Source organism: Mesorhizobium sp. M1334 (genome assembly GCF_040317995.1).
GTDB lineage: Bacteria > Pseudomonadota > Alphaproteobacteria > Rhizobiales > Rhizobiaceae > Mesorhizobium.
Genome location: NZ_JAMYLM010000006.1, coordinates 231,450 through 255,544, shown reverse-complemented (window position 1 = coordinate 255,544; position 24,095 = coordinate 231,450). Strand labels below are relative to the sequence as shown.

Here is a 24,095-nt window from a genome sequence, read left to right as displayed (position 1 = left end):
CGGCGGACACTCAGGCCGCCGCAGACGAGGAAGCAGGCAGCATTCATGCAAAGCACTCGCGCGGATCGTGAAGACCGGCTGCGAACGATTTCCTCCAGCGTCGTTATCCGACCGCGGTGCACGCCGCGACATCGGGCGAACTCGCTCCAGGTGGTGTCGCTCGGCGTAGCAAAGCCGCTCGCGAGCGCGCCCTCAACTGCGCCGTAGCGAGTGACGGCTTTGCTACCGCCGAGCCGCTGATGAAGCTGGATGCGGGAGCCGCCACCGGCGCCGCCCCGGTCGAGAAGAACCTCTTGCGGCGGGCTATGGGCAACGGCTAGCGCGAGCGCGACGAGAAGATGCGTGCCGGCATCGTGACGCGCTCGGCCATCATCTCCTTAGGATCGTGCAGTCTCACACCGTGCCCAGATGCCGGCCAACGCACAAACCTGGTAATCTGTGCCGCCGGCTCGTCGTCAGTTTGGCCTCCCTCACGATTTCCCAATCCCCACCACGTGCACGCTCGAGCAATGTGAGGGAGCGCTGTTACAACGATTTACCTTCGGATCAGACCGCGAATTTCATGGTCAGCCAAGTCGAGCCATGATTTCGGATTGAATGGTCGTCGCGGTGTATAGGGAAGCATCTAGCGGCAGATTCCCAAATGCCAGTTGACAAAGAAGGTAGTTAGCACCTGCCTCTTCCAACTGACTGAGCAGAGCTTCTCGCACAGACGCTGCTGATCCTACCACGCACAATTCACTCTCGACTGCCGCATCGAAGGTCAGCGGCAGGTTGGGTGGAGTGGGGATAGCGTTAAGCTCGTAAAGGAATTGGAAGCTCTTGAGCCATCGTTCGTAAGCAGGTGCCGCGAGCGAATAGGCATGTGTGTCACAACGCCCAACCACGACCATGCGGAGCAATCCAATAAATGGCGCTCGATCGCCCGCGCCAGTGTTGTCCTCTTGATAGGCGCGGAACGCATCAGTAGTTTTGCGAACAGAAGAGGAAGGTCCTACACACGCGATATTTGCTCCATTCGCAGCGGCCCAGGCTGCGGACTCGGGTCGATTGGCGGCGACCCATGTCGGCGGATGTGGACGCTGATGAGGTCTTAGCGTCAAAGGAACGTCATTGAGCTCAAAATGGCGGCCTTGATAGCACAGCGTGCCAACCTTCATGGCATTAACAAGTATTTCAACAAGAATTTCGCTGGCTTCCGCATAGCGGCCCAGCACCGCGTCCGCACCAATCCCGAAGTAACCCAATTCGATCGGGAGAGCACCGCGCCCTATGCCCAGTTCGAGCCTGCCACCGCTCAACTGGTCCAGCATACAGATCTCTTCGAACGCACGCAGCGGATGATAAAGCGCAAGCAGCATCACCAAGGGTCCGAGACGCAGGCGCCGGGTGCGCTGGGCGACGCTCGATAAGAACAGATTCGGCGATGGACCTCTCCCATGGGGGGTACAGTGGTGCTCTGCGAGATGATAGGCATAGAACCCTAGCTGATCGCACGCCTCTGCTAATATCAGGCGATCTTCGTACTGCCGGGCGATATCGAGGCCGTCCTCGTCCAGATGATCGAAGATGCCGAAGGCTAGGTTTGAAGGAAAGACGTTTGTCACTCGATATTGTCCCCGATTTTAAAGAAAAATGTTGTCGTGCTTGGGTGACCAAGCAAGCCTAAAGATAGCAATGTGTGATATCGGATTAGCGTCAGCGTACCGAACGAGCAGAGCCTGACGCTCCCCTGCCCGTGGTGCTTGGTATGTTTAAGCTTCCAACTATATCGCGAGCGGCAGCAAGAAATGCATCCAATTGCTCTTTTGTGCCGATGCTGACGCGGATGCAATGTTCCAAACCATTGTCCGGAAAGTAGGCAACGAGTATCTTTTGCCTTTCCAAGGCTGCTTGCCACCATGAGCCGTCCTGTCCCGCTGGCACACGGGCTAGCAAGAAATTTGCGTGGGAGGGCGTTACGGAAAATCCAAGTTGCGACAGTGCGGCTGTCACTCGCTGTCGTTCATGTCTGATGTGCTTGTGGTTCTCTGCGTAGGCGCCGCGATGCGCAAGCACGCTGATACCAACCGCATGCCCGATCACGTTCATGTTGAAGACGTTCTGGATGTTGCGCAGCCTGCCAATAATCTCAGGGTGACCGAAACCGAAACCGACGCGAATGCCGGCGGCGGCATAGCTCTTCGAAAATGTTCTCAAGATCAGAAGGTTCGAATAACGGTTGATGAGGCGCAGCCCGTGATCGGGTGCAAAGTCGACGTAGGCCTCATCAAGGACGACCAGGCGATCCGATTGTGCCACGAGGCGTTCGATATTGCTTATCGAGAGGAATGTTCCGGTCGGATTGTTTGGATTGGCCACCAGAATGAACTTGGCGTCTTTTGCCGGACCGGAAAGCAATTGCTCCATTGGCAGCGAATGAGTTTGACATCCGATCTCGAGAAACTCAGCACCATGCAACATGGCAAGTTTGCGGTTGAACGAAAACCCTGGCGATATCATCGCCACCTTGTCGCCAGGGGCGAGGAAAGCTCTGTAGATGAGTCCGAGCAGTTCAGACGACCCGTTGCCTGCGATGACCTGATCCGTGGATACGCCATAGGTATTGGACGCTGCTTCCCTCAAGCTGATGTTATCGTCGTCCGGATACAGATACTGGCGATTGAGGGCCGCCACTGCACTTTGCATTATGATTGGCGGCAACGGAAACGGGTTCTCATTCGTATTCAGCTTGACAAAACTTCTGTCCGGCGCTGGTCCGTTGGACGGCAGAGCATCTAACTGTCGCGTACCTTGCGGAAGAGACGAAAGCACAGCTTGCAGTTTTGCATCGGACATATTTTATCTCCGTTTCAGTCGCACAGGGCATCCGTATGAGCTCGCAACGAGAGCAACATGGCGGACGGATTGACGATGGCAGCGTCGCCTTTCACAAGATGGTCGCAACGCCGGCTGCCACGGGATTTCGGCCAGGCTGTCCTCGGTCGGATCGACTTGACGCGGACGCGGATCTGCATCCCTGCGCGGGCCAAGCCGCTAAGCGGTCTCAGCTAATCCGCCTGAGTCATGCTTTCACAGACGCTTGACCTCGATGCCGTATTTCCTCAGCACGTAGCCAATCTGGCGCGGGGTCAGTCCAAGCAGGCGCGCCGCCTTTGCCTGCACCCAACCACATCTTTCCATGGCAGCAATGACGCGCTCGGCGTCGGTGGTCCTCGCGCCCAATGAGTGGGTTGCTCCGGCAGGCGGGACTGTGGTGGCGGCCGAACGAGCGGCCGCATCCGGCGGCGTGGCCGGATTCACTGCCTCTGGGAGGATTGGCGCTGGTTGCAGCGCGGCCTTGCCCGATCTGCTCTTCCGCAGCGCCTCGGCAAAGCATTGGTCGTGGGAGCACGCAAAGTCGTTTCTCCCGATTGATCGTCCCTCCGCCAGGATCGCTGTCCGGTGCACGCAATTTTCAAGCTCGCGAATGTTGCCGGGAAATTCACATTTCATCAGTACTTCAATCGCACGCGGATCGAAGGTCAGCGTACGGCCGTTCTCATCGTTGAAATTCTTGAGAAACTCAGCTGCGAGGAGCGGAATATCGCTGCGCCTTTGGCGTAACGCCGGCACCAGCAAGGGAACCACGTTGATGCGATAATATAGGTCGGCGCGGAACTCATTCCTTGCAACCGCCTCTTCAAGGTTCCTGTTCGTGGCGGCAATCACGCGAACGTCGACCTTGATGGTCTGGTTGCTGCCGACGCGCTCAAACTCCTGCTCCTGCAGCACGCGCAGTAGCTTTGCCTGGAAGGAGGCCGAGATCTCGCCGATCTCATCCAGAAACAACGTCCCCTTGTCGGCGAGCTCAAAGCGACCCTTGCGGGAATTGAACGCGCTTGTGAAGGCACCCTTCTCATGACCGAACAATTCGGATTCCAGGACTGTCTCTGGCAGCGCTGCACAATTGAGTTTGATGAAGGGCCGCTTGGCGCGCGGCGACAACTCGTGAATTGCCTTGGCGACCAGCTCCTTCCCGGTACCGGATTCGCCTCGCAACAGAACCGTGGTCTTTGCCTTAGCTACCACTGCGATCTTCTCGAGCAGCGCGCTTAGCGCCGGACTATCGCCAATCATCCCCTTGACGTGAACCTTCTTGCGCTGCGGTGCAGGGTGCTTGACATCAGAGAATTGCGTTTGCAGCCGATCTTCCACCTCTGTCGGTCGTTCGCGGTCGCCCGCGGAGAAGCGGTGCAACTTGACTGTCTGTCCCACCATGTTGGCGATCATGGTGAGCAGCCGGACATCATAATCGAGCCGATACGTTGACCTGCTGTCCAAGGCGCGGTCGATAGTCAGCGTGCCTACGGCGTTCCCATCAACACGAATGGGAACGCCGATGAAGGACACGGTGTCGGAGGCCCCAAGCACCTCTATGTCAGCGGCAGTGAAGGCCGAATGCACCGCTATGTTCTCGGCGACGAGCGGCGTGTCCGTCGTCACAATCAGATCGATTGCCTTGCGCGGCAGGCGCATCCGGGAGCGCTCATCGCTGTTCTCGTCGCAGCCGGTGACTACGGTGATGTCCAGTACGCCCTCAGCGTCGAAGAGAGCGATGATGCCGTGCCGCATCTGCACAAACGAGGGCAGGAGATCGACGACCTTGGCCAACGTGACTTCGAGCCGGGCGGGGTCGGTGAGTACTTTCGATATTTCGAAGATGCCGGTAAGCGCGTGCTCGTGCGATGGCACAAAAGGGACCGCGGTGTTCATCTCGGACTTTGGGTAAGCCCTTTTCGCATCCGGAAGCGAAATGCGGCACTCGCTGGCATTTTGTTCTGATTTGGGAATGTTGTGGTGCATATGATCCTCGATCTCGCGCCATGAAATGCATGCCGGCGGCATGTGCGCCCGCGACGTCGCGGGCAAGCGCGAAAATGCTCTGACGTGAACTCGTGCCACCGCCGTGTGGTCGAGTGCAAAGCGGGTCGACCCCTGACGCATCGCTTGGCTCTCCCTCCACGAAGCTTGGCCACGTTCTCGGCTTGCACGGGGGCAACCACACGTTGATTTTCAAAAGACTGGAGCGAAGCGGGATAGTCAATCGAGCTTTCTTTCATTCGTGAAAGAAAATCTCGCGGCCTATGATAGAATTCATCAGTTCTAATTTTTGTCGGCGATGTTGAACGACAGAAATACGGCGCCGGCGATGCGGTGCCCGAGCGGCTGACCGCGCCGAGTTGCCGGGCCGTGCCAGTCACCAGCGCCTGCGAACCAGGGGCGGGAGCGATAATCACTGCCGACGACACTGGTCGGTCGCGGCAACCGCCATTTCCTCGATATTGATGACGCAGATAAGGCGGCGGCGTCGCGTGTGAAGGCGCGAAGGTGGCGGTCGAGCGCGGCTTTCTCGGCGGTGCTCGGAACTTCTGAACCGCATCGTCGCGGTCAGCACCAGCGGCGTCAATCCCTACGTCTCGACGTCGCTTTCAAGCTGTCGCTGCAGCGGCAGCGCGGCAAAGAACACGGCAATTCTCCGCTCTGGTGCCAGCGATGCGGCCCTTCCCAAAGTCGGCAAACCGAGGAGCCCACCACGATGTGCAGCAAAACCGCAAGCCAGAGAGATCGACCGGCAATCTGCCGGAGAACATCAAGCGCGTGCTGGACGGCGGCCTTGTCATTCCCGTCTTGTGCCACCGCATTCATCCCATCATTGGCGAGCCCAACGTCAGTTCAGGTCATGCGGATCCATTTGGCATGGGTATTGCGGCGGCGTTGGTGCAGCGTTCGACCGGAGCGCCGCGATAGGGAGAAGCCCGGGAGAAGTCACGCCACCTCGATCCGGTCAGGGAGAGAGAAACAGTGTCAGCTGCACAAGTCCGCGGCGCGAGTCCCGCGCCCCGCAAACCCTTCTATGCCAAGCTTTACGCGCAGGTGCTTGCCGCCATCGCCCTCGGCGTCGCAATTGGCTATTTCTATCCGGGAACCGGCGAGAGCCTGAAGCCGCTGGGTGATGCCTTCATCAAGCTGGTCAAGATGATCATCGCGCCTGTCATCTTCCTGACAATTGCGACCGGCATTGCCGGCATGAACGATCTTCACAAGGTCGGCCGGGTCGCCGGCAAGGCAATGGTCTATTTCCTCACCTTCTCGACGCTCGCGCTGATCGTCGGCCTGATCGTCGCCAATGTCGTCCAGCCTGGCGCCGGCCTCAACATCGATCCGGCCTCGCTCGATGTCCAGGCCGTGAATACCTATGCCGCAAAGGCCCACGAGCAGTCGGTCACCGGCTTCCTGATGAACATCATCCCGCCAACGATAGTCGGCGCCTTCGCGGAAGGCGACATCCTGCAGGTGCTGTTCTTCTCGGTTCTGTTCGGCATGGCGCTCGCGATGGCCGGAGAGACGGGCAAGCCTGTCGTTTCCTTGCTTCAGGCGCTCATCGCGCCTGTCTTCAAGCTCGTCGGCATTCTGATGAAAGCCGCGCCGATCGGCGCTTTCGGCGCAATGGCCTTCACCATCGGCAGATATGGCATCGGTTCGGTCGTCAACCTCGCGATGCTGGTCGCGACGTTCTATTTCACCGCCTTCCTGTTCGTGTTCGGGGTTCTCGGCGCGGTCTGCCGCTACAACGGCTTTTCGATCTGTTCTCTCATTCGCTACATCAAGGAAGAGCTGCTGCTTGTCCTCGCAACGTCCTCCTCGGAGGCCGCGCTCCCCTCGCTCATGCAGAAGATGGAGAAGGCGGGCGCCAGGCGTTCGGTTGTGGGTCTCGTCATCCCGGCCGGATATTCGTTCAATCTGGACGGCACGAATATCTATATGACCCTGGCGGCCCTCTTCATCGCGCAGGCGACGAACACGGATCTGTCAATCGGCGATCAGGTGCTGCTGCTGCTCGTTGCGATGCTTTCCTCCAAGGGCGCTGCAGGTGTAACAGGTGCGGGCTTCATCACCCTGGCTGCTACGCTCGCCGTAGTTCCGAGTGTTCCCGTTGCTGGGATGGCACTGATACTCGGCATCGACCGCTTCATGTCCGAATGCCGGGCGCTGACGAATTGCGTCGGCAACGCAGTGGCATCCCTCGTCGTTGCCCGCTGGGAAGGAGAATTGGACCGAGCGCAGATGAAAGCCGCCTTCTGCGGTCATCAGCTTGCCGAGGCATCAAACCGGCTATCCTCCGCCGAGTAAGGGCGACGCACCGCGACCGGTTTCGCCAAGCTGGTCACATGACCTGAACGATCGACTCGCAGGCTCTAAACGGCGCCTCACGGACCATGTATCAGAAGCGCTAAATGTGTGAGTGCAAACCGTCGCCGCCCTAAGCGAATGAACCTTCCGTTATACCCGGCCGGTCTACGTCTGGAGTAGTCCAATACGCTGTCGATCATTCAGTATGCGGGCGTCTTCACTTTGCCCACCCGAAACCATTGTCGAATCGCGCTAGGTGACAGAGAGCCAGCCTGCGTCAAAAACCAATCAGAATAGGACCCATGACCAAGCGCCCCACAATTGCCGATCTCGCCCGCGAAGCCCGAGTCAGCGTAGCAACGGTCGATCGGGTTCTGAACGCCCGCCATCCGGTGCGCGAGGAGACCGCGCGGCGGGTCCACGACGCCGCCCACGCGATCGGCTATCATGCTGCCGGGCTCATCAAGCAGCGCTTGCGGCGAGACCTACCGTGCTACCGTCTGGGCTTCATCTTGAGAAAACCGGCCCAGCATTTCTACCAAGACTTTGCGCGCGAGGTCGAAGCGTCGGTCAATTTGGCCCAGTCCTTCCACGGCATTCCGCTCATCCAATTCGCCCCGTCACATATGCCGAGCGACCTAATCGCACCGCTCAAGGATTTGGGCGCACGCTGCCATGCGATCGCGATGGTGGCACCGGACCACCCAAAAATTACAGCAGCGGTTGAGGACCTCAAGGCCAAAGGCATTCCGGTTTTCTCACTGCTTTCCGACTTCGCCGCCGGCGTGCGACAGGGCTATATCGGCCTCAACAACCGCAAGGTGGGGCGCACGGCCGCTTGGATGGTGTCCAAGGTCGCAAAACGGCCCGGCAAGGTGGCGGTGTTTGTCGGTAGCCATCGTTTCCAGGGGCACGAGCTCCGTGACGTCGGCTTTCGCTCCTATTGCCGTGAGAACGCGCCGACGTTCGAGGTGCTCGATCCGCTTGTGAACCTGGAGAAACGGCAGGTCACCTACGAGGCAACGCTTGATCTCATGCAGCGGGAACCCGAGCTCGTCGGCTTCTATGTCGCCGGGGGCGGCATGGAGGGCGCCATCTCCGCGGTCCGGGAAGAGGGTAAAAGTCGCGATCTCGTCGCGATCGTGAATGAAATCACGCCGGAATCTCGGGCGGCACTCGCTGATAACATCATCACGATGGCGGTCGCCACGCCAATGCGCCGGCTTTCCCAGGAGCTGATAACGCTGATGACGCGGGCTATCGAGACCGGCACTGCTGAAACACCAGGACAGACATTTCTGCCGTTCGACATTCATCTGCCGGAAAATATATGAAACTGATGGCTTCTATCGTAAGCGGGGAAGTTTCCTTTCATAAATGAGAGAAAGTTGATTGATGATCCCATCCACGCGGGGTAGCCGCACCCCACAGGCCTCAGCCGCGGCCCAGGATGAAGCCATTGGGTGAACGGATCGGCCGCGCGTTCAGGCGGAAGCGCGAGGTAGATTGCCTACATCCGCAGCGTCAATCGCGACCGGCTTCATTGCCAACATCTCGACGTTGTCGGTGCAGGGCGGTGTCGTCAAGGATGCCTCACGCCAGTAGCCGAGCGAGGCCGGCACAGTCCGTTGGGATTGACCTCGTCGACCGGCATCTCCTCGCCTGGCCGCGCGTGAAAAGCCGCGGCAAGGCCGGCAAAGTTGGCATTTGAGTGGGGCTAGACATCTTCTGGGACTTCGCACGCGAAATCGGAGGCGGCAGTCAACTCAGCACCAACCCGGGCATGTGTTCTGCTCGTTCCTGGCCCTCGTACTCAGCAAGGAACTGCGCCGCTCTGCCGAGCCAAAGGCCGCCCGAATGGCAACCGCTCCTACGCGATCGCGACCGCCTCCAGGAAGCCCGAGACGCTCAATAGCTTTCAAGCAAAGGCGCCAGGCGAGATGCCTCCTGCAACATCATTTCCCGCATCCACAGGCTTGCCGGATCAGTATTGTGAAGCGCGGGCCATTGGACGGCCTCCGTGAATGCGGGATGAGGAAGTGGCGGCGGAAGTCCGACAATCCGCAGGGGTGTTGTTTTTGCGAAATGCTGCGCCAGCCGTAAGGGCATGGTCCCGATGCGGTTGGTGCCTGATATGACGGGCGCGATCAGGCTAAAGCCCTGTACGACGACCTCGATACGTCTCTCGAAACCGTGCTCGAGCAAATACCACTCCTCCATGGTGGGCTGCCGGGTGTGCCTGAATTTGAGCACGACATGCCCCATCGACAAGTATCGGTCGAATGTAAGTGGCTCTGATAGCTGCTTGTTCGTGCCGCAGCCTACGCATACGAGCATATCTTCGAACAGGGCTGCGCGAGGATGTTTCGACATGAACACTTCCGGCATAATCAGAAAATCAACGTCGCCGCGCCGGAGAAGCTCCTCGGGGTCGTCGCAAATAGGCAGACATTCGAAGCGGACGGCGGGAGCTTCCCGCGCAGTACGCTCTACGATCCTCTTAAAAAGCACGAGCGTGAGGTAATCGGAAAGCATGATTCGGAAGAGACGATCCGATTGGGCTGGGTTAAAGGCGTCGGAGGAAATAATCGATAGCTGGATGTGCAGCAATGCGTCCCGGACTGCTGGGGCAAGCCCCTCCGCGCGCGGTGTCAAAATGAGCTCGCGGCCGTTCATCGTAAATAGCTCATTGCTGAAGTAGGCGCGTAACCGAGCGACGGCGGCGCTCATGGCCGGCTGGCTCAGATTAATACTGTTGGCCGCGGCAGTGACTTTACGCTCCCTGATCAGAGCGTCCAGCACAACGAGGAGATTCAGATCCAGCCCCTTAAACCGCATATCCTGATCTATCCAGCGTGTGGATGGGCATCATCTAAACAATCAATTTTACGAATTTACGAACCATGCATTAGAGGAACGTAAATGACCGACGTCAAGCTCAAATCGACGGCGCCGCCACACGGGCGGGAACATCGAGAGAGCTCATTGGCGAGCCCCACCGGCTGGCTCACCGTCGCTAACGACAACGGTTGAGTGCAGCCAACAACGCCGCCGCTTTGGCCGGGTAATGCGGCCCGCAAGAAACCATTTTGAAGAGAGGTCCTGAATGCGCCCTCAGGTGCAGTGGAAATTGTGCTGGGAAAACGAGTTGCAGCTCTCGGACCACGTCGAGCTCGCCCAGTTCTTTCGTAATACCTACGGGCCGACTGGGGCGTCCAACGCAGAACCGTTCGAAGGTAGTCGAAGCTGGGCCGGAGCCAGGCCTGAACTCCGCGCAATCGCCTATGATTCGAGCGGTGTAGCGGCTCACATGGGCATACTGCGCCGTTTCATCAAGGTTGACGCGGTCGATCTGTTGGTGGCTGAGCTGGGCCTGTACGGGGTACGTCCGGATCTTGAGGGTCTCGGAATCGCCCATTCAATCCATGTCATGCTTCCAATACTGCAGGAGCTTGGCGTTCCATTCGCTTTCGGAACCGTCCGGGACGCGCTGCGGAATCATGTTGAGAGGTTCGCGCGGCGATACAGCCCTTTGGCCGTTTTGTCGGGAATTCGCGTGCGCTCCACCCGACCAGAGGCGCGCCTCGACCTGCCGCCCACACGTATCGATGACGCACTCACCATTGTTCTGCCAGTTGGACGGCCGATCAGCGAATGGCCCACGGGCACGATGATCGATCGGAACGGACCAGAGCTATGAGCCGTCCCGATTGCTTGTACGAAGTGCGCCGTGAGTGCTCTGACGGCACCGGCCGTCGCAGCGTTTATCTGACGTTTGACGACGGTCCCAATCCACTTTTCACACCGGAGATTCTCGATGTGTTGGCAGAGCAGCGGGTGCCGGCGACTTTCTTCGTCATCGGCGCCTACGCCTTAGAGCACCCGGATCTAATCCAACGAATGTTTGCAGAAGGGCACGAGCTAGGCAACCACACGATGACTCATCCGGATCTGTACAAATGCGGCTTCGGCGAAGTGCAACGTGAGATTTTTGAAGCGAACGGCGCCATCATGAGGGCGTGCCCTCAGGCCTCGGTGCGCTATATTCGCGCGCCCTACGGCGCCTGGAGCGAAGAAATCTTCACAGCGTCACAGATCGCCGGGCTGACGGCCCTCCATTGGTCCGTCGACCCTCGAGATTGGTCTCGCCCTGGGGTCGACGCGATTATCGATACCGTGCTCGCCTCTGTCCGGCCGGGCGCAATCGTACTCTTGCACGACGGATGCCCTCCCGGCGAGTTGAGCCAGGGCGCTCACGCCGGTCTGCGCGACCAGACGGTCACGGCGCTGTCCCGTCTGATTCCAGCACTTCATGAGCGCGGATTTGTAATCCGCTCACTTCCTCAACATCACTGAACAAACGAGATCCCATGACTCTTCTTGGTACAACCAGCACTGTGGCCATTTCGCTTTATGCACTGCTCTCGACTGCTTATAAGAGCATGCAGGGGATTTATGCTCTGCCGACAATCGACTCATCGGCGTTGGAGGATCTCGTCGGCTCCGATCAACTGCCCAGCGTGGATGTCATCGTCCCCTGCTTCAACGAGGATCCGCGCACGCTTTCAGAGTGCCTGGCGTCCATTGCAGACCAAGAATACGCCGGAAGACTTCGGGTCTATGTGGTTGATGACGGTTCTGGAAATCGCGAAGCCGTAGGAACTGTCCACGAAACCTACGCGCGCGACCCTAGGTTCGACATCATTTTGCTTCCCGAGAATGTTGGAAAGCGCAAGGCGCAGATCGCCGCGATACGCCGCTCATCCGGGGATTTGGTGCTTAACGTTGATTCAGACACGATACTCGCGTCCGACGTCATCACCAAGCTTGTACCGAAGATGCGAGATCCAGCGGTCGGCGCAGTCATGGGTCAGTTGATTGCCAGTAACCGGAGCGAGAGCTGGCTGACAAGGCTGATAGACATGGAGTACTGGCTGGCTTGCAACGAGGAGCGCGCGGCACAGGCTCGCTTCGGTGCCGTTATGTGCTGTTGCGGCCCATGTGCCATGTACCGCCGGTCTGCGCTCCTTTTGTTACTGGACCAGTACGAGTCGCAATTTTTTCGGGGCAAGCCAAGCGACTTCGGGGAGGATCGCCATCTCACTATCCTCATGCTGAAAGCAGGCTTTCGAACCGAGTACGTTCCGGGCGCCATCGCGGCCACAGTCGTTCCGAACAGACTCGGACCGTATCTGCGCCAACAACTCCGTTGGGCACGAAGCACATTCCGGGACACGCTGCTTGGGCTGCGCTTGCTGCCCGGCCTCAATAGCTATCTCACGTTGGACGTGGTCGGACAGAATCTCGGGCCGCTACTCCTCGCCCTATCGGTACTAACGGGCCTCGCACATTTCGCACTGACAGGCACTGTGCCTTGGTGGACAGGACTGATGATTGTGTCCATGACCATGCTCCGATGCAGCGTGGTAGCATTTCGTGCTCGACAGTTTCGATTTCTGGGCTTTTCCCTGCACACGTTCATCAACATCTTTCTCCTACTTCCCTTGAAGGCCTACGCGCTGTGTACATTGAGCAATAGCGATTGGCTGTCGCGAAGCTCTGCTGTCGCTACATCGAACACTGGGGGAAAACAGGCCCCCACCCAAACTCCGATCACTGGATCAAGCAGGGCAGAATTCTCACCGCATGCGGCTCCGCTTCGCAGGCTCAATCTTGCGCGGATTCTTCGGGATTAGCGCTGTCGAGCAACATCTGCGGCGACGAGTGATCGCTAATTACCTAGGTAGACGAGAGGTGGACGAGTTTGACCCAGAACATGAATCATCAGTTGCTCGATCGGGAATTGGCCGCAGACGATCCGTGGCGCCTCGACGGCAATCCGTTCGAGCGGGAGCGCCACACGGAAATGCTCCAGCTGGCGCTTGCCCAAGGCTCCATTACAAATGCCCTCGAAGTCGGGTGCGCTGCCGGCGCATTCACGGAAAAACTAGCCCCCTACTGCCAAGGGCTCACCGTCATCGATGTCGTGGCGCAAGCGATTGCTCGAGCACGTCAACGGATAAAGGAGCCGTCGCGCATCAACTGGATAGTCTCCGATGTTCAACAGTTTTCGACCGACGAGTTGTTTGACCTGATCGTTGTGGCGGAGGTCCTATACTACCTCGAAGACATAGCCGAGATGCGCGCGGCCGTCAAAAACCTGGTGCGGGTGCTTGCGCCAGGCGGGCATCTGATCTTCGGATCGGCAAGGGATGCTAATTGCCGTCGCTGGGGTCACGCCGCTGGTGCTGAGCCGGTCATCGCCATGCTGAACGAAACGTTGATCGAGGTAGAGCGTCTTGAGTGTCGGGGCGAGTCGGTCAACGAAGACTGCTTGCTCGTCCGTTTCCGGAACCCGCTTTCCGCTTCCTGATGAATCGAATCTATCGCCGTTAACGTGGAGACACTATGCGCATCTGTGGTACCAAGCTGACCCATGATGGGGCGATCGCCCTTGTCGAGGATGGACGGCTCGTCTTCTGCGTTGAGCAGGAAAAGCGGCACAACAATCCGCGTTATCAAACCATCGATAATCTCGACGTAATTGTCGCCGCTTTGGCGGAACAGGGGCTAAATCCTTGTGATGTCGATCAGTTCGTTATCGACGGCTGGGATGGCGAAGACGAGTCACAGTTTCAGGTCCGGCAGGCAACCAAGCAACCGCCAGTCTTGGCGTCCCTCTCGGTAAAATGAACCCATGTCCATGGTAGCGATCGATCTTACTGACGTAAGCAAAACTTATGACAAGCTCGTTGTCGACAGACTGTCGTTCCGCGTTGCGGCGGGGGAATGCTTCGGGCTCTTGGGACCGAACGGTGCGGGCAAAAGCACGATTGCGCGTATGGTCCTCGGCATGACATCGCCTGATGCGGGGAAGATTACTGTGCTCGGCGCTCCAGTGCCGGCGCGCGCGCGTTTGGCACGTATGCGCATCGGCGTGGTCCCGCAGTTCGACAATCTTGATACCGCGTTCACTGTACGCGAGAACCTGTTGGTGTTCGGGCGCTACTTCCGGATGAGCAGACGCCAGATCGAAGCGGTCATACCGTCGCTGCTTGAGTTCGCCCGCCTCGAGAACAAAGCGGATGCGCGCGTCGCCGAACTGTCCGGCGGCATGAAGCGGCGCCTGACGCTCGCGCGTGCGCTGATCAATGACCCGCACTTGCTGGTGATGGACGAGCCGACCACCGGCCTCGATCCGCAGGCCCGCCACCTGATCTGGGAACGGCTGCGATCGCTGCTGGCGCGGGGCAAGACTATTCTTTTGACTACCCATTTCATGGAAGAGGCCGAGCGGCTGTGCGATCGGCTGTGCGTTATGGAGGAGGGGCGCAAGATCGCCGAAGGCCGCCCGTCCGCACTCATTGACGAGCAGATCGGCTGTGACGTGGTCGAGGTCTACGGCGGTAATCCGCATGAACTGGGTGCGCTGATCCGGCCGTACGCACACCGCATCGAGGTGAGCGGTGAGACGCTTTTTTGCTATGCACCCGATCCGGAGCAGGTGCTGGTGCAGCTACGCGGGCGCGCGGGTCTGCGCCTTCTGCAGCGTCCCCCCAATCTCGAGGATGTGTTCTTGCGGCTAACCGGGCGCGAGATGGAGGACTGAACAATGGGCGAACGTTATGCGGCGGCCATGCCCGCCAATGCGTGGAATTGGGTCGCGGTTTGGCGCCGCAACTATCTTGGATGGAAGAAAATCGGGCTTGCATCGGTTCTCGGCAACCTCGCCGATCCGATGATCTATCTGTTCGGTCTCGGCTTTGGCATCGGAACAATGATAGGTCCTGTTGAGGGCACTTCGTACATTGCGTTTCTCGCGGCTGGCATGGTTGCCACAAGCGCGATGGCATCGGCGACTGCTGAAACGGTTTACGGGAGTTTCGGCCGCATGGACAACCAGCGCACCTGGGAAGGAATGCTATGCACTCAGCTGACGCTCGGCGATATCTTACTCGGCGAATTGGCGTGGGCAGCCACCAAGGCCCTGATGGCGGGCACAGCAATCACTATTGTTGCCACCACGCTCGGCTACACATCGTGGCCATCCATCCTCTGCTTGCTGCCAGTCATCGCTCTCAGTGGCCTCGCCTTCGCGAGTCTAGCGATGGTCGTCACGGCGCTTGCGCCCAGTTATGAATATTTCATATTTTATAATACGCTTGTTATAACACCCATGCTGTTCCTTTGCGGCGCGATGTTTCCGGTCAACCAATTGCCCGGCGCTTTTCAGGACGTCGCCTCCTTGTTGCCGCTCGCACATGCAATTGACCTCATTCGTCCGGCGATGCTTGGCCGTCCGGCCGGCAGCATGGGCCTGCATATCGGCGCGCTTTGCATATACACGGTTTTGCCGTTCTTCCTATCGGTTGCTCTATTTCGTCGTCGGCTGATGCGTTGACGCTACTCACCATTCGTAAAATTGATTCTTTGGGCGATACCCATCCACGCGTCGGATAGGTCAATACATGCGTTTTAAGGGACTCGATCTAAATCTCCTGGTTGTGCTGGACGCTTTGATCAGGGAGCGTAAAGTCACCGCCGCGGCCCGCAGTATTAACCTGAGTCAGCCGGCCATGAGCGCCGCCGTCGGTCGGTTACGCGCCTATTTCAGCGATGAGCTATTTACGATGAACGGCCGCGAACTCATTTTGACACCGCGCGCGGAGGGGCTCGCCACAGCAGTCCGGGAGGCATTGCTGCACATCCAGCTGTCGATTATTTCCTGGGACGCCTTTAACCCGGCCCGATCGGATCGTCGCTTCCGCATCATCCTTTCCGATTACCTCACGCTCGTATTTTTTAAGAAGATCGTAAAGCGTGCTGCGCGGGAAGCTCCCGCCGTCCGCTTCGAATGTCTGCTTATTTCCGACGACCCCGAGGAGCTTCTCCGGCGCGGCGACGTTGATTTTCTGATTATGCCGGAAGTATTCATGTCGAAACATCCTCGCGCAGCCCTGTTCGAAGATATGCTCGTATGCGTAGGCTGCGGCACGAACAAGCAGCTGTCAGAGCCACTTACATTCGACCGATACTTGTCGATGGGGCAGGTTGTGCTTAAATTCGGGGACACCCGGCAGCCCTCCATCGAGGAATGGTATTTGCTCGAGAACGGTTTCGAGAGACGTATCGAGGTCGTCGTACAGGGCTTTAGCATGATCCCGCCCCTTCTATCAGGCACCAACCGCATTGGGACAATGCCCTTACGGCTGGCGCAGCATTTCGCAAAATTAACACCCCTGCGGATTGTCGAACTTCCGCCGCCACTTCCTGCCGCATTCACGGAGGCCGTCCAATGGCCTGCGCTTCACAATAATGATCCGGCAAGCCTATGGATGCGGGAAATGATGTTGCAGGAGGCATCTCGTATGATTACCCCGCCTAAGAGCACCGGACGTCTCAGTTGTCGGCCGACGACCCCTCGGTTATGAGAGGAGGCATGGATGGCGATTGGGATTGGGCGATTCCTGCATTGTCGAGAACGATGCAGGGAGAGCAGATCCTTCAGCTTGAAGAGGTGGCAGCGATGCTGCCGCTGCATGAGCTTGGCTGGGGAACCGACGGGCGAACGAATTCGGGTGCGCTCGCAACACGGTGCCTCGGTATCTAAGCGAGGGCGGGACTGTTCCGTTTCGCAAGCCTGTGCGGCCGACCGCGTTTGACGGACTGGACGATTGGCTGCGGGAGCGCTTCTTCCCCCATGGCTCGGGCTGGATGACGATCTCGACCCGCTCCAGATGCGCCGGGAACGCCTTGCGCGGTCGCGCAGCACGTCGCGGCTCGCCTGTCGGTCTTGCGGCCTCGAGCTCGGACTCAATCGCGCCGAGCCCGGTCTGATTTCGAAGGCGAAGGCCTGCTGGGCACGTTCGAGCTTCTCGGAGCTGCGACCGAAGCGGCGCGCTCCAGCTGCTTGACGATCCCATGAAGGTCGGCGATCCTCTCCTGGGCACGCTCGTTGAGTGTCGCCATCCGGACGATCTCGGCCTTGAGTGTTTCGCTCCGGAGTTGTTGCAGTTCGGCCTTCTCCGCCGCCATGGCGACGAACATCGCCTTGAGCGGATCGATTTCGTGGGGACGGGCCGAGCGCTTCTCGTCACTGACGCCGACAGGAGCTTATTTTGCACGGCCTGAGGCCCGCCTTTTGCGCCTGAGTTACTTCGCCACGGCCTATCCGGCCGACGTCGGACGCCGTCTCCGTTCGGCTCAAACGCGCCAGTCCATGCCTTCGACGAGCGCCATCAGTTCGGCGCGGCAAGCCGGATCACGCCGTTCTCCACCCGCGGCCAGCGGAACTTGTCCTCGTCCAGCGCTTACGGTGCGGGTATGCCGGCGTCGAGCAAACAGAGAGAAGTTTGGGGCCGAACTAGGACGGCCCCGTTACGAAGTGTTGTCCTGGTGGTTTGAGTGTCGAATCTTCAGATCGATTGCTTGGGCGACCAGCGTCCCCGCCGCTAACGAGCCCGCAACTGCTCAGCAGAACGGCGAAGTGAACGTGAGTGCATCCATTTCGTAAATGCGTGTCTATCCAAGCAATCGATTTTTCTAATTATCCGATCAGGAATATGAACGCGTCAGGCAGGGTGCATCATTAGGAGTATTTTCGATGGCAAAGATTATCGAGGGTGGCCCGGGTTCCGAAACACTCCTCGGCACCGAGCTTGAAGATTGGATGGAGGGTTTCCAGGGCAATGACTGGATTGACGGTCGTGCCGGCAACGACGAGATCTCGGCTGGCCAGGGCAGTGACCGAGCCATTGGCGGCGAGGGTAACGACCGCATCTTCGGCGGAGATGGCTGGGACGATCTCTCCGGCGACAACGGCCGCTTCAACGCGCGCATCTCCGGTGAGGACAATGACAGGCTCAGCGGCGGTCCCGGCCAGGATGTCCTCTACGTGGGTGACGGCCAGGATACGTTGACCGGGGGCACCGACAATGACACGTTCGTGTTCCAGTTCCACAATCCGGTGCCTGGGGTTGTCGGGTCGGAGTCGGACATTACCACTATCACCGATTTCAACCCGGCGGAGGACAAGTTCGCCTTCGATGCGGTGGGCCTCTACAACGACGGTTTTGGCGCGAACTTCGTCAACAACGCCAGCATACAGTCCGGCTACCCGGTGAGCAGCTTCTACAGTGGTGCGGCCTCGGGTGCGAACGGCGAACACGTCGTGGTGATCACTGGCGAATCTTTCAACTCTGCTTCTGAAGCCGCGAGTGCGATCTCCGGCGAGCACGCCGGCGACATCATTGTCTACCAAAGCAGCTACAGCGACAGAGTCGCAACTCTGGCCTATGTCACCGCCGAGAACAACGGGCATGAGTTCGCCCACCTGGGCGGTGTGGTCACCGTGGCCGACCTAGGCCTGACCGGGTCGGACTTCACCTTCGTTTGATCCAGAAAACCCATACGGAACAGCGCCCCGCCCCCCTGGGCGGGCGCTTTCCGTCTCCGCTACTTGCGATGGGCCGGGGCGCCCGGGAGCAGTCGCAGCGTGTACAGCTTGACGAAGCCCTGCACGTCGCGCTGGTCGTACACCGAAATCTCCCTGAACGCGTGGAGGCGGAAGCCTGTTCGGGCCCTTGCGGCCGGCCACGATGACGTTGCCCTTCCAAACCTTCAGCCGGACGGTGTTGTTGTTGACCCGCTCCATTAGATGCCAAACCAAACATATCCGGCGGGAGCACTGATCCTGAATCAGCGAGTCGGTTGCCGCTCGGGGAGCAATATAGGGACTGGGTCGCCAGATCCTCACGGAGACCTACGTGAGTAACCATTCCTTGAAGGATTCAGCTTTGAGACCTTTCCCTCTGACTTCAGCTATTTGGGGAATTCTGTTGATCAGCGGCGTGGTCAACGTGCTTGCGCTGATCTCGCCGCTGTTCATGCTTCAGGTCTACGACCGCGTTCTGGCAAGTGGCAGCGTATCGACGCTAGTGGGGCTCGTCGTGCTTGCTGCAGGGCTTTATGCGTTCCAATGCCTGCTCGACGTTTTGCGCGCCCGCGTGCTGCTGCGGATTGGCGAGCGTTTCGATGAACAGTTTTCCGGACGCGTTCACGATGCGATCGTTCGCCTTCCGCTTTTAACGCGCATGCCGGGCGACGGCTTGCAGCCGCTTCGCGACCTCGACAATATTCGCGGATTCTTAGGTGGAAACGGTCCGACAGCGTTCTTCGATCTGCCATGGATGCTGCTTTATCTTGCCATTTGCTTCCTCCTTCATTTCTGGATCGGCATGACGGCACTTATCGGGGCGATCGGTCTCACATCTCTGACACTTCTTACCAACACTCTCTCGCAACGGCCGATACGCGAGACCATTGCCCACGACATGGTGCGCAATGGCCTACTGCAAGCAGCGCGTTGCAATGCCGAGGTCGTGCAAGCTCTCGGTCTCGGAAAGCGGATCGCTGCCCGATGGCACAAGGCCAATGCCGAGTATCTGGCCGCCAACCGGAAAGCTGGGGACGTGGCAGGTGGGCTGGGTGGCATTGCAAAGTCGTTGCGCGTGCTGCTGCAATCGGCCATTCTTGCCGTCGGCGCGTACCTTGTCATCAGGCAGGAGGCTACGGCCGGGGTCATGATTGCCAGTTCGATCATGATGGGGCGCGCGCTGGCTCCGGTCGATCTGGCCATTTCAAGCTGGAAACCCTTCCTCATGGCGCGCCAGGGTTGGGCGCGGCTGGAGGACCTCCTGGGAAAGGTTCCTGAAACCGCTCCTGTTATGCCAATGCCTGCACCTGAACGCGAACTCCGCCTCGAAGGCGTGACAATCGTTCCGCCCGGCGAAAGGAAGCCGACCGTGACCGGCCTTGCGTTTGCCGTTCAGGCGGGAAGCGCACTCGGGATCATCGGTGCATCGGGTTCGGGCAAGTCGACACTCTCGCGCGCCATCGTCGGCGCATGGACGCCGGTCGCCGGAAAGGTTCGCATCGACAGCGCAAGCCTCGATCAATGGGACCGGGAAGCGCTAGGCCGTCATATCGGCTATTTGCCGCAAGGTGTTGAACTGTTCGACGGCACCATTGCCGAAAACATCGCTCGTTTTGAAGATAATCCTGACCCTGAGGCTATTGTCACCGCGGCGAAAGCAGCGGGCACGCACGAACTGATCCTCCGATTTGAGCACGGCTACGAAACTCCGATTGGTGAGGCCGGATCGGCACTTTCCGCCGGGCAGCGCCAGCGTATCGGTCTTGCCCGTGCTCTTTATCGAGACCCTTTCCTTGTTGTGCTGGATGAACCCAATGCCAATCTCGATGCGGAAGGCGAGGCTGCGGTCGTCAAGGCGATCGCCTCCGTGCGCGGGCGCAAGGGCATTGCGGTTGTCGTCGCCCATCGGCCGAGCGCCATCCGCGCCGTGGATTTTGTGTTGGTCATGGAAGGTGGACGGCAGCGAGCATTCGGTGCGCGTGATGAAGCGCTTTCCAAAGTCTTGAAGAGGGCAGCGATGGCACCAGGCGCTGGCGTCAAGGCCATCGAGTCTACACAGGATAACGTGGGAGAGCGCGCTGACATGGAGGATCCCGGTGGCCGGCATTCATCAGAATAATGACGTTTCCAGCTCCATTCGCCGGCACCTGGTGGCGGGCCTTCTGGCGAGCGTGATCTTTGTTGGAGGAGCCGGAGCCTGGGCGGCCTTCACGAATCTCTCCGGTGCGGTTGTCGCGTCCGGACACTTTGTCGTCGATTCCTATGTGAAGAAGGTGCAGCACCCGACCGGCGGGGTGGTGGGAGAAATCCTGGTGAGCGAAGGTGATAAAGTAAAAGCCGGCGACATCCTCATGCGGCTCGACGCCACCCAGACGCGCGCCACTCTCGCTGTAGTCACCAAGCGGCTCGATGAGCTGGCCGCCAACCTGGCACGACTCGAAGCTGAGCGTGACGATCTGGCGGAGATCGCCTTCCCGGACTGGCTGCTCGCCCGCAGAGATGTTCCGGACGTAGCTTCGGCAGTACATGGCGAGACGCGGCTGTTCGAATTCCGCAGACAATCCCGCGACGGAAGGCAGGCGCAGCTAGCGGAACGCATCACTCAATATGAGCACGAGATCGAGGGGCTCAAGGCGCAGGAAATCGCTTCTGAGAAAAGCACCGAGATTCTCCAAAAGGAAATTGCTGCCCTGAGTGGGCTGCGCGACCAAGGCATTGTCTCGGACCAACGCTTGAACAGCCTGAAGACGCAGGTTGCCACTTTCGGCGGCGAACGCGGTGAGAAGATTGCACATCAGGCACAGACGGCAGCCCGCATAGCCGAAACGCGCCTCCAGATCCTGCAGATCGATCCGGATTTCAAGATGGAAGTCGGCCAGGAGCTCAGAGAGGTTCAGGCGCAGGTTGGGGAGTATGTTGAGCGCAAGGTGGCGGCTGAACAGGAACTGCGACGGATCGATATTGTCGCGCCGCAGTCAGGCGCCATTCAACAACTCGCAGTTCATACGGTCGGAGGAGTGATCACGCCCGCCGATCCGATTATGCTAATCGTGCCGGAAGGCGACGATCTTGCGCTTGAAGCACGAATCACCCCGAAGGACATCGACCAAATCCAGCTTGGTCACAAGGCCGTGCTGCGGATGTCAGCCTTCAATCTGAGGACCACGCCGGTATTGAACGGATATGTCAGCCGGATCGCAGCCGATCTGGCGACGGACGAAAAAAACGGCGTTTCGTATTACCTGGTGCGTCTGTCGGTTCCGCATGCGGAACTGACGAAGCTCAAGGACCTGACGCTCGTGCCCGGCATGCCGGCCGAAGCGATGATCCAGACGGGCGAGCGTACGGCGCTTTCTTATTTTGTGAAGCCGCTGTCGGACCAAATCAGTCGCGCATTCCATGAGGAATGAAAGTAATCCACAGAAATATTTTGTTTGTATTCTTGTTGGTTGTTACGCATGCATGAGAGTCATAACCGTTTGAAAACACAGCCATGCTTTCCTCAGTTGGATTCCGCCTCTGACTCAGATTCGTGGTTCCGCGGTCATTTTGCCCTTCCAAGTCGCCGACCATTCAGTTCTTGGCCTCGAGCGCATTAAGATACCCATCATCGTACACAAAGGCTGGAAAAGAGTCCGGTGTCTTGAGCGATCCTAGGTCTGGAGACCTAGGGTGAGCCTGCAAGCACAGGGCCAGGAAATGATTGAGCGTCTGCGATATTCGGACAGGTGCATAGAAAGACAGGCAGGCGCCAAAGACGCGCTTTCAACGCACTAAACCGATGCTGCGCACCCCGAGCGTCTTGCCGCCCTCGCTCCCGCCGGTAGGAATCAATCGCGAGCAGGCTGCGACGTTCATCGGCGTAAGCTCAACGACCTTTGATGAAATGGTCCAGGACGGCCGGATGCCGCAGCCACGAATGCCGAGCAAGGGGCGCATTGTTTGGGACGTCGAGGAACTTGTATTGGCGTTTCGAAAGCTCCCTCACCGCCAAATCGGAGGAGCACCAAAGCTTGACGAAGATTCGCCGCCACTAGACAATCCTTGGGATCGAAAACCACGAACATGACGGATGAGCCCGTGAAGGTCGATCTTAAGGGCGTAGTGAAGGACACTGATCGCCACGGCAATGATCGGTACTATTTTCGCGCACCGGGTCGGAAGAAGGTCCGGCTCCGTGAACCGACCGGCAGCGACGAGTTCCTCGAGGAACTGCGGTGCGCTCGCGCCGAGGTCACTTATGTTCGGCCCGGCACTCTTCCCGAGATTTGCCGGCGCCTCCCCAAGCCTTCCGAGCCAGCGAAGAAAGGCACGTTGCTGTGGCTTTGCCAGGAGTATTACCGTCGGGGCGGCACGGAAATCACCCAAGACACTATGGCGCGCCGACGAGCAATTCTGGAGCGCGTATGCGAATTACCTCACCCGCTCGAAGGTGACCCGGATCCTCAGTATCCCACCAAGGGATCTCTGCCATTCGCCGGTATGAAACGGTCTCATGTTAAGGAGATCAGGGACACCAGGCTCGACGCCCTTGGCGCGGCAAACAATATCGTAAAAGCCATCAGCGCGATGTTTGAGTGGGCAAAGGACACAGAGATTCCGGGCGTCGACTCCAATCCCGCCCGCGGCATCAGACGGCTAAAGAGCGGCGACGGCTGGCACCCATGGGACGTGTCGGAGATCGTTCAATATGAGAAGCGGCATCCGCTGGGTACCGCAGCCAGACGTGCGCTCTCGATCTTCATGTTTACTGGCCTGCGGTTGTCCGACGTCGCGATCTTCGGTCGACAGCACATCACGCTCGTCTACAACGAGGAGACCGAGCAGTGGGAGAAGTGGATCAGAATTAAGCCTGGGAAGACCAGTCGTAACAAGGATGCGGTGTTGGTGGAGCTCCCGCTTCTGCCCGAACTAGAGGCGGAACTTGAGCACACGCCCTCCGACCAGATGACCTTCCTGGTCAATGAGTATGGTCGCCCGTTCTCGGAGAACGGTCTGGGCAACAAGATGCGCCAGTGGTGTGATCAAGCTGAGCTGCCGCACTGCAGTGCTCATGGAATTCGCAAGGCCGGCGCGACGATCGCCGCTGAGAACGGCGCGACGCACGAGCAGCTGAAGGCGATATATGGGTGGACTACGTACCAGCAGCCCGACCACTACATCAAGAAAGCGCGTCGCCGGAAGGTAGCGAGAGCGGCGAAATACCTGCTGGTTATCGATCGAAAAGAGAACAAAATTGTCCCACTTTCTGAGGGGGTTGAAAGAGGTGGGACAAAAATCGCCAAAAAATCCAATTAAGTCAACGGCCACAAAAGCCAATGGTGGGCCCGGAGGGACTCGAACCCCCAACCAAGCGGTTATGAGCCGCCGGCTCTAACCATTGAGCTACAGGCCCCACGGCGCTGGATTAGTGTTTTTCCCTGAACCGCACAAGGCTTTCCAACGGCTTTCCGAGCAGGCGTTCCAAGGGGCTGGCAGAGATCGCCCA

At 58.8% G+C, this 24,095-nt stretch carries 19 protein-coding genes, 1 tRNA gene and 2 pseudogenes; 16 read left to right on the top strand and 6 right to left on the bottom strand.

All coding sequences use genetic code 11. The annotated features are described in order from the left end of the window. Positions 1-566 precede the first annotated feature (566 nt). The 3 genes from NKH17_RS14740 to nifA form a co-directional block, all read right to left on the bottom strand. On the bottom strand, positions 567-1,607 hold the full coding sequence (locus NKH17_RS14740; RefSeq protein WP_352971219.1) for an LLM class flavin-dependent oxidoreductase: 1,041 nt from the start codon (positions 1,605-1,607) through the stop codon (positions 567-569). 91 nt (positions 1,608-1,698) lie between these two features. Further along, a complete protein-coding gene (hisC, locus tag NKH17_RS14735) occupies positions 1,699-2,838 on the bottom strand; it encodes a histidinol-phosphate transaminase (RefSeq protein WP_352542067.1) in 1,140 nt (379 codons plus the stop codon). A 234-nt stretch (positions 2,839-3,072) separates the two neighbouring features. Next, on the bottom strand, positions 3,073-4,845 hold the full coding sequence (gene nifA / locus NKH17_RS14730) for a nif-specific transcriptional activator NifA (protein ID WP_502898584.1): 1,773 nt from the start codon (positions 4,843-4,845) through the stop codon (positions 3,073-3,075). Between the two features lie 735 nt (positions 4,846-5,580). Here nifA and NKH17_RS14725 point away from each other — a divergent pair. From NKH17_RS14725 to NKH17_RS14715, 3 genes are all read left to right on the top strand, one after another. Next, positions 5,581-5,790, top strand: coding sequence for a hypothetical protein (locus NKH17_RS14725; protein ID WP_156937379.1), 210 nt, complete (start codon positions 5,581-5,583; stop codon positions 5,788-5,790). A gap of 54 nt (positions 5,791-5,844) precedes the next feature. Next, entirely contained in the window at positions 5,845-7,173 is a 1,329-nt protein-coding gene (locus tag NKH17_RS14720) for a dicarboxylate/amino acid:cation symporter (protein ID WP_352971216.1), read from the top strand. A 302-nt stretch (positions 7,174-7,475) separates the two neighbouring features. After that, complete coding sequence (locus NKH17_RS14715; protein ID WP_023678260.1) at positions 7,476-8,507, top strand: LacI family DNA-binding transcriptional regulator; 1,032 nt, start codon at positions 7,476-7,478, stop codon at positions 8,505-8,507. Between the two features lie 574 nt (positions 8,508-9,081). On the opposite strand, the gene NKH17_RS14710 is transcribed toward NKH17_RS14715, so the two are convergent. Next, entirely contained in the window at positions 9,082-10,011 is a 930-nt protein-coding gene (locus NKH17_RS14710; protein ID WP_352848119.1) for a LysR family transcriptional regulator, read from the bottom strand. Between the two features lie 268 nt (positions 10,012-10,279). Between NKH17_RS14710 and NKH17_RS14705 the strand changes: the two genes are divergently transcribed. From NKH17_RS14705 to NKH17_RS14665, 9 genes and pseudogenes are all read left to right on the top strand, one after another. Continuing rightward, positions 10,280-10,873 carry a NodA family N-acyltransferase gene (locus NKH17_RS14705; RefSeq protein ID WP_352457034.1) on the top strand — a complete coding sequence of 198 codons (594 nt, stop codon included), beginning with the start codon at positions 10,280-10,282 and terminating at the stop codon, positions 10,871-10,873. Next, the gene (gene nodB / locus NKH17_RS14700) at positions 10,870-11,529 is read left to right on the top strand and encodes a chitooligosaccharide deacetylase NodB (protein ID WP_352466666.1); all 660 of its coding nucleotides are present in this window, start codon (positions 10,870-10,872) and stop codon (positions 11,527-11,529) included. The genes NKH17_RS14705 and nodB overlap by 4 nt, the downstream gene beginning before the upstream one ends. A 14-nt stretch (positions 11,530-11,543) precedes the next feature. Further along, positions 11,544-12,869, top strand: a complete 1,326-nt coding sequence (nodC, locus tag NKH17_RS14695) for a chitooligosaccharide synthase NodC (RefSeq protein ID WP_352971212.1) — start codon at positions 11,544-11,546, stop codon at positions 12,867-12,869. 80 nt (positions 12,870-12,949) lie between these two features. After that, positions 12,950-13,546 carry a nodulation methyltransferase NodS gene (gene nodS / locus NKH17_RS14690; protein ID WP_352466712.1) on the top strand — a complete coding sequence of 199 codons (597 nt, stop codon included), beginning with the start codon at positions 12,950-12,952 and terminating at the stop codon, positions 13,544-13,546. Between the two features lie 35 nt (positions 13,547-13,581). Next, a pseudogene (locus NKH17_RS14685) lies at positions 13,582-13,827 on the top strand (carbamoyltransferase N-terminal domain-containing protein); the annotation flags it as partial. Between the two features lie 43 nt (positions 13,828-13,870). Further along, entirely contained in the window at positions 13,871-14,782 is a 912-nt protein-coding gene (nodI, locus tag NKH17_RS14680) for a nodulation factor ABC transporter ATP-binding protein NodI (RefSeq protein WP_352710397.1), read from the top strand. A gap of 3 nt (positions 14,783-14,785) precedes the next feature. Next, a complete protein-coding gene (locus tag NKH17_RS14675; RefSeq protein WP_352450738.1) occupies positions 14,786-15,574 on the top strand; it encodes an ABC transporter permease in 789 nt (262 codons plus the stop codon). Positions 15,575-15,641: 67 nt separating this feature from the next. Further along, positions 15,642-16,604 carry a LysR family transcriptional regulator gene (locus NKH17_RS14670; RefSeq protein WP_352516375.1) on the top strand — a complete coding sequence of 321 codons (963 nt, stop codon included), beginning with the start codon at positions 15,642-15,644 and terminating at the stop codon, positions 16,602-16,604. 8 nt (positions 16,605-16,612) lie between these two features. Further along, positions 16,613-16,875, top strand: a pseudogene (locus tag NKH17_RS14665) (hypothetical protein); the annotation flags it as partial. Positions 16,876-16,986: 111 nt separating this feature from the next. Here NKH17_RS14665 and NKH17_RS14660 read toward each other — a convergent pair. Beyond that, positions 16,987-17,220: a hypothetical protein gene (locus NKH17_RS14660; protein WP_352491482.1), complete on the bottom strand. Its 234-nt coding sequence runs from the start codon at positions 17,218-17,220 to the stop codon at positions 16,987-16,989. A gap of 556 nt (positions 17,221-17,776) precedes the next feature. Between NKH17_RS14660 and NKH17_RS14655 the strand changes: the two genes are divergently transcribed. The 4 genes from NKH17_RS14655 (at position 17,777) to NKH17_RS14640 (ending at position 23,905) form a co-directional block, all read left to right on the top strand. Beyond that, positions 17,777-18,568: a M10 family metallopeptidase C-terminal domain-containing protein gene (locus NKH17_RS14655; RefSeq protein ID WP_352971209.1), complete on the top strand. Its 792-nt coding sequence runs from the start codon at positions 17,777-17,779 to the stop codon at positions 18,566-18,568. A gap of 385 nt (positions 18,569-18,953) precedes the next feature. Next, a complete protein-coding gene (locus NKH17_RS14650; RefSeq protein ID WP_352491525.1) occupies positions 18,954-20,726 on the top strand; it encodes a type I secretion system permease/ATPase in 1,773 nt (590 codons plus the stop codon). Beyond that, positions 20,704-22,017 carry an HlyD family type I secretion periplasmic adaptor subunit gene (locus tag NKH17_RS14645; protein WP_352491484.1) on the top strand — a complete coding sequence of 438 codons (1,314 nt, stop codon included), beginning with the start codon at positions 20,704-20,706 and terminating at the stop codon, positions 22,015-22,017. Before NKH17_RS14650 ends, NKH17_RS14645 begins: the two co-directional genes overlap by 23 nt. A 670-nt stretch (positions 22,018-22,687) precedes the next feature. After that, positions 22,688-23,905: a tyrosine-type recombinase/integrase gene (locus tag NKH17_RS14640; RefSeq protein WP_352523364.1), complete on the top strand. Its 1,218-nt coding sequence runs from the start codon at positions 22,688-22,690 to the stop codon at positions 23,903-23,905. A gap of 21 nt (positions 23,906-23,926) precedes the next feature. On the opposite strand, the gene NKH17_RS14635 is transcribed toward NKH17_RS14640, so the two are convergent. Beyond that, positions 23,927-24,002, bottom strand: a tRNA-Ile gene (locus NKH17_RS14635). Positions 24,003-24,095: the final 93 nt, after the last annotated feature.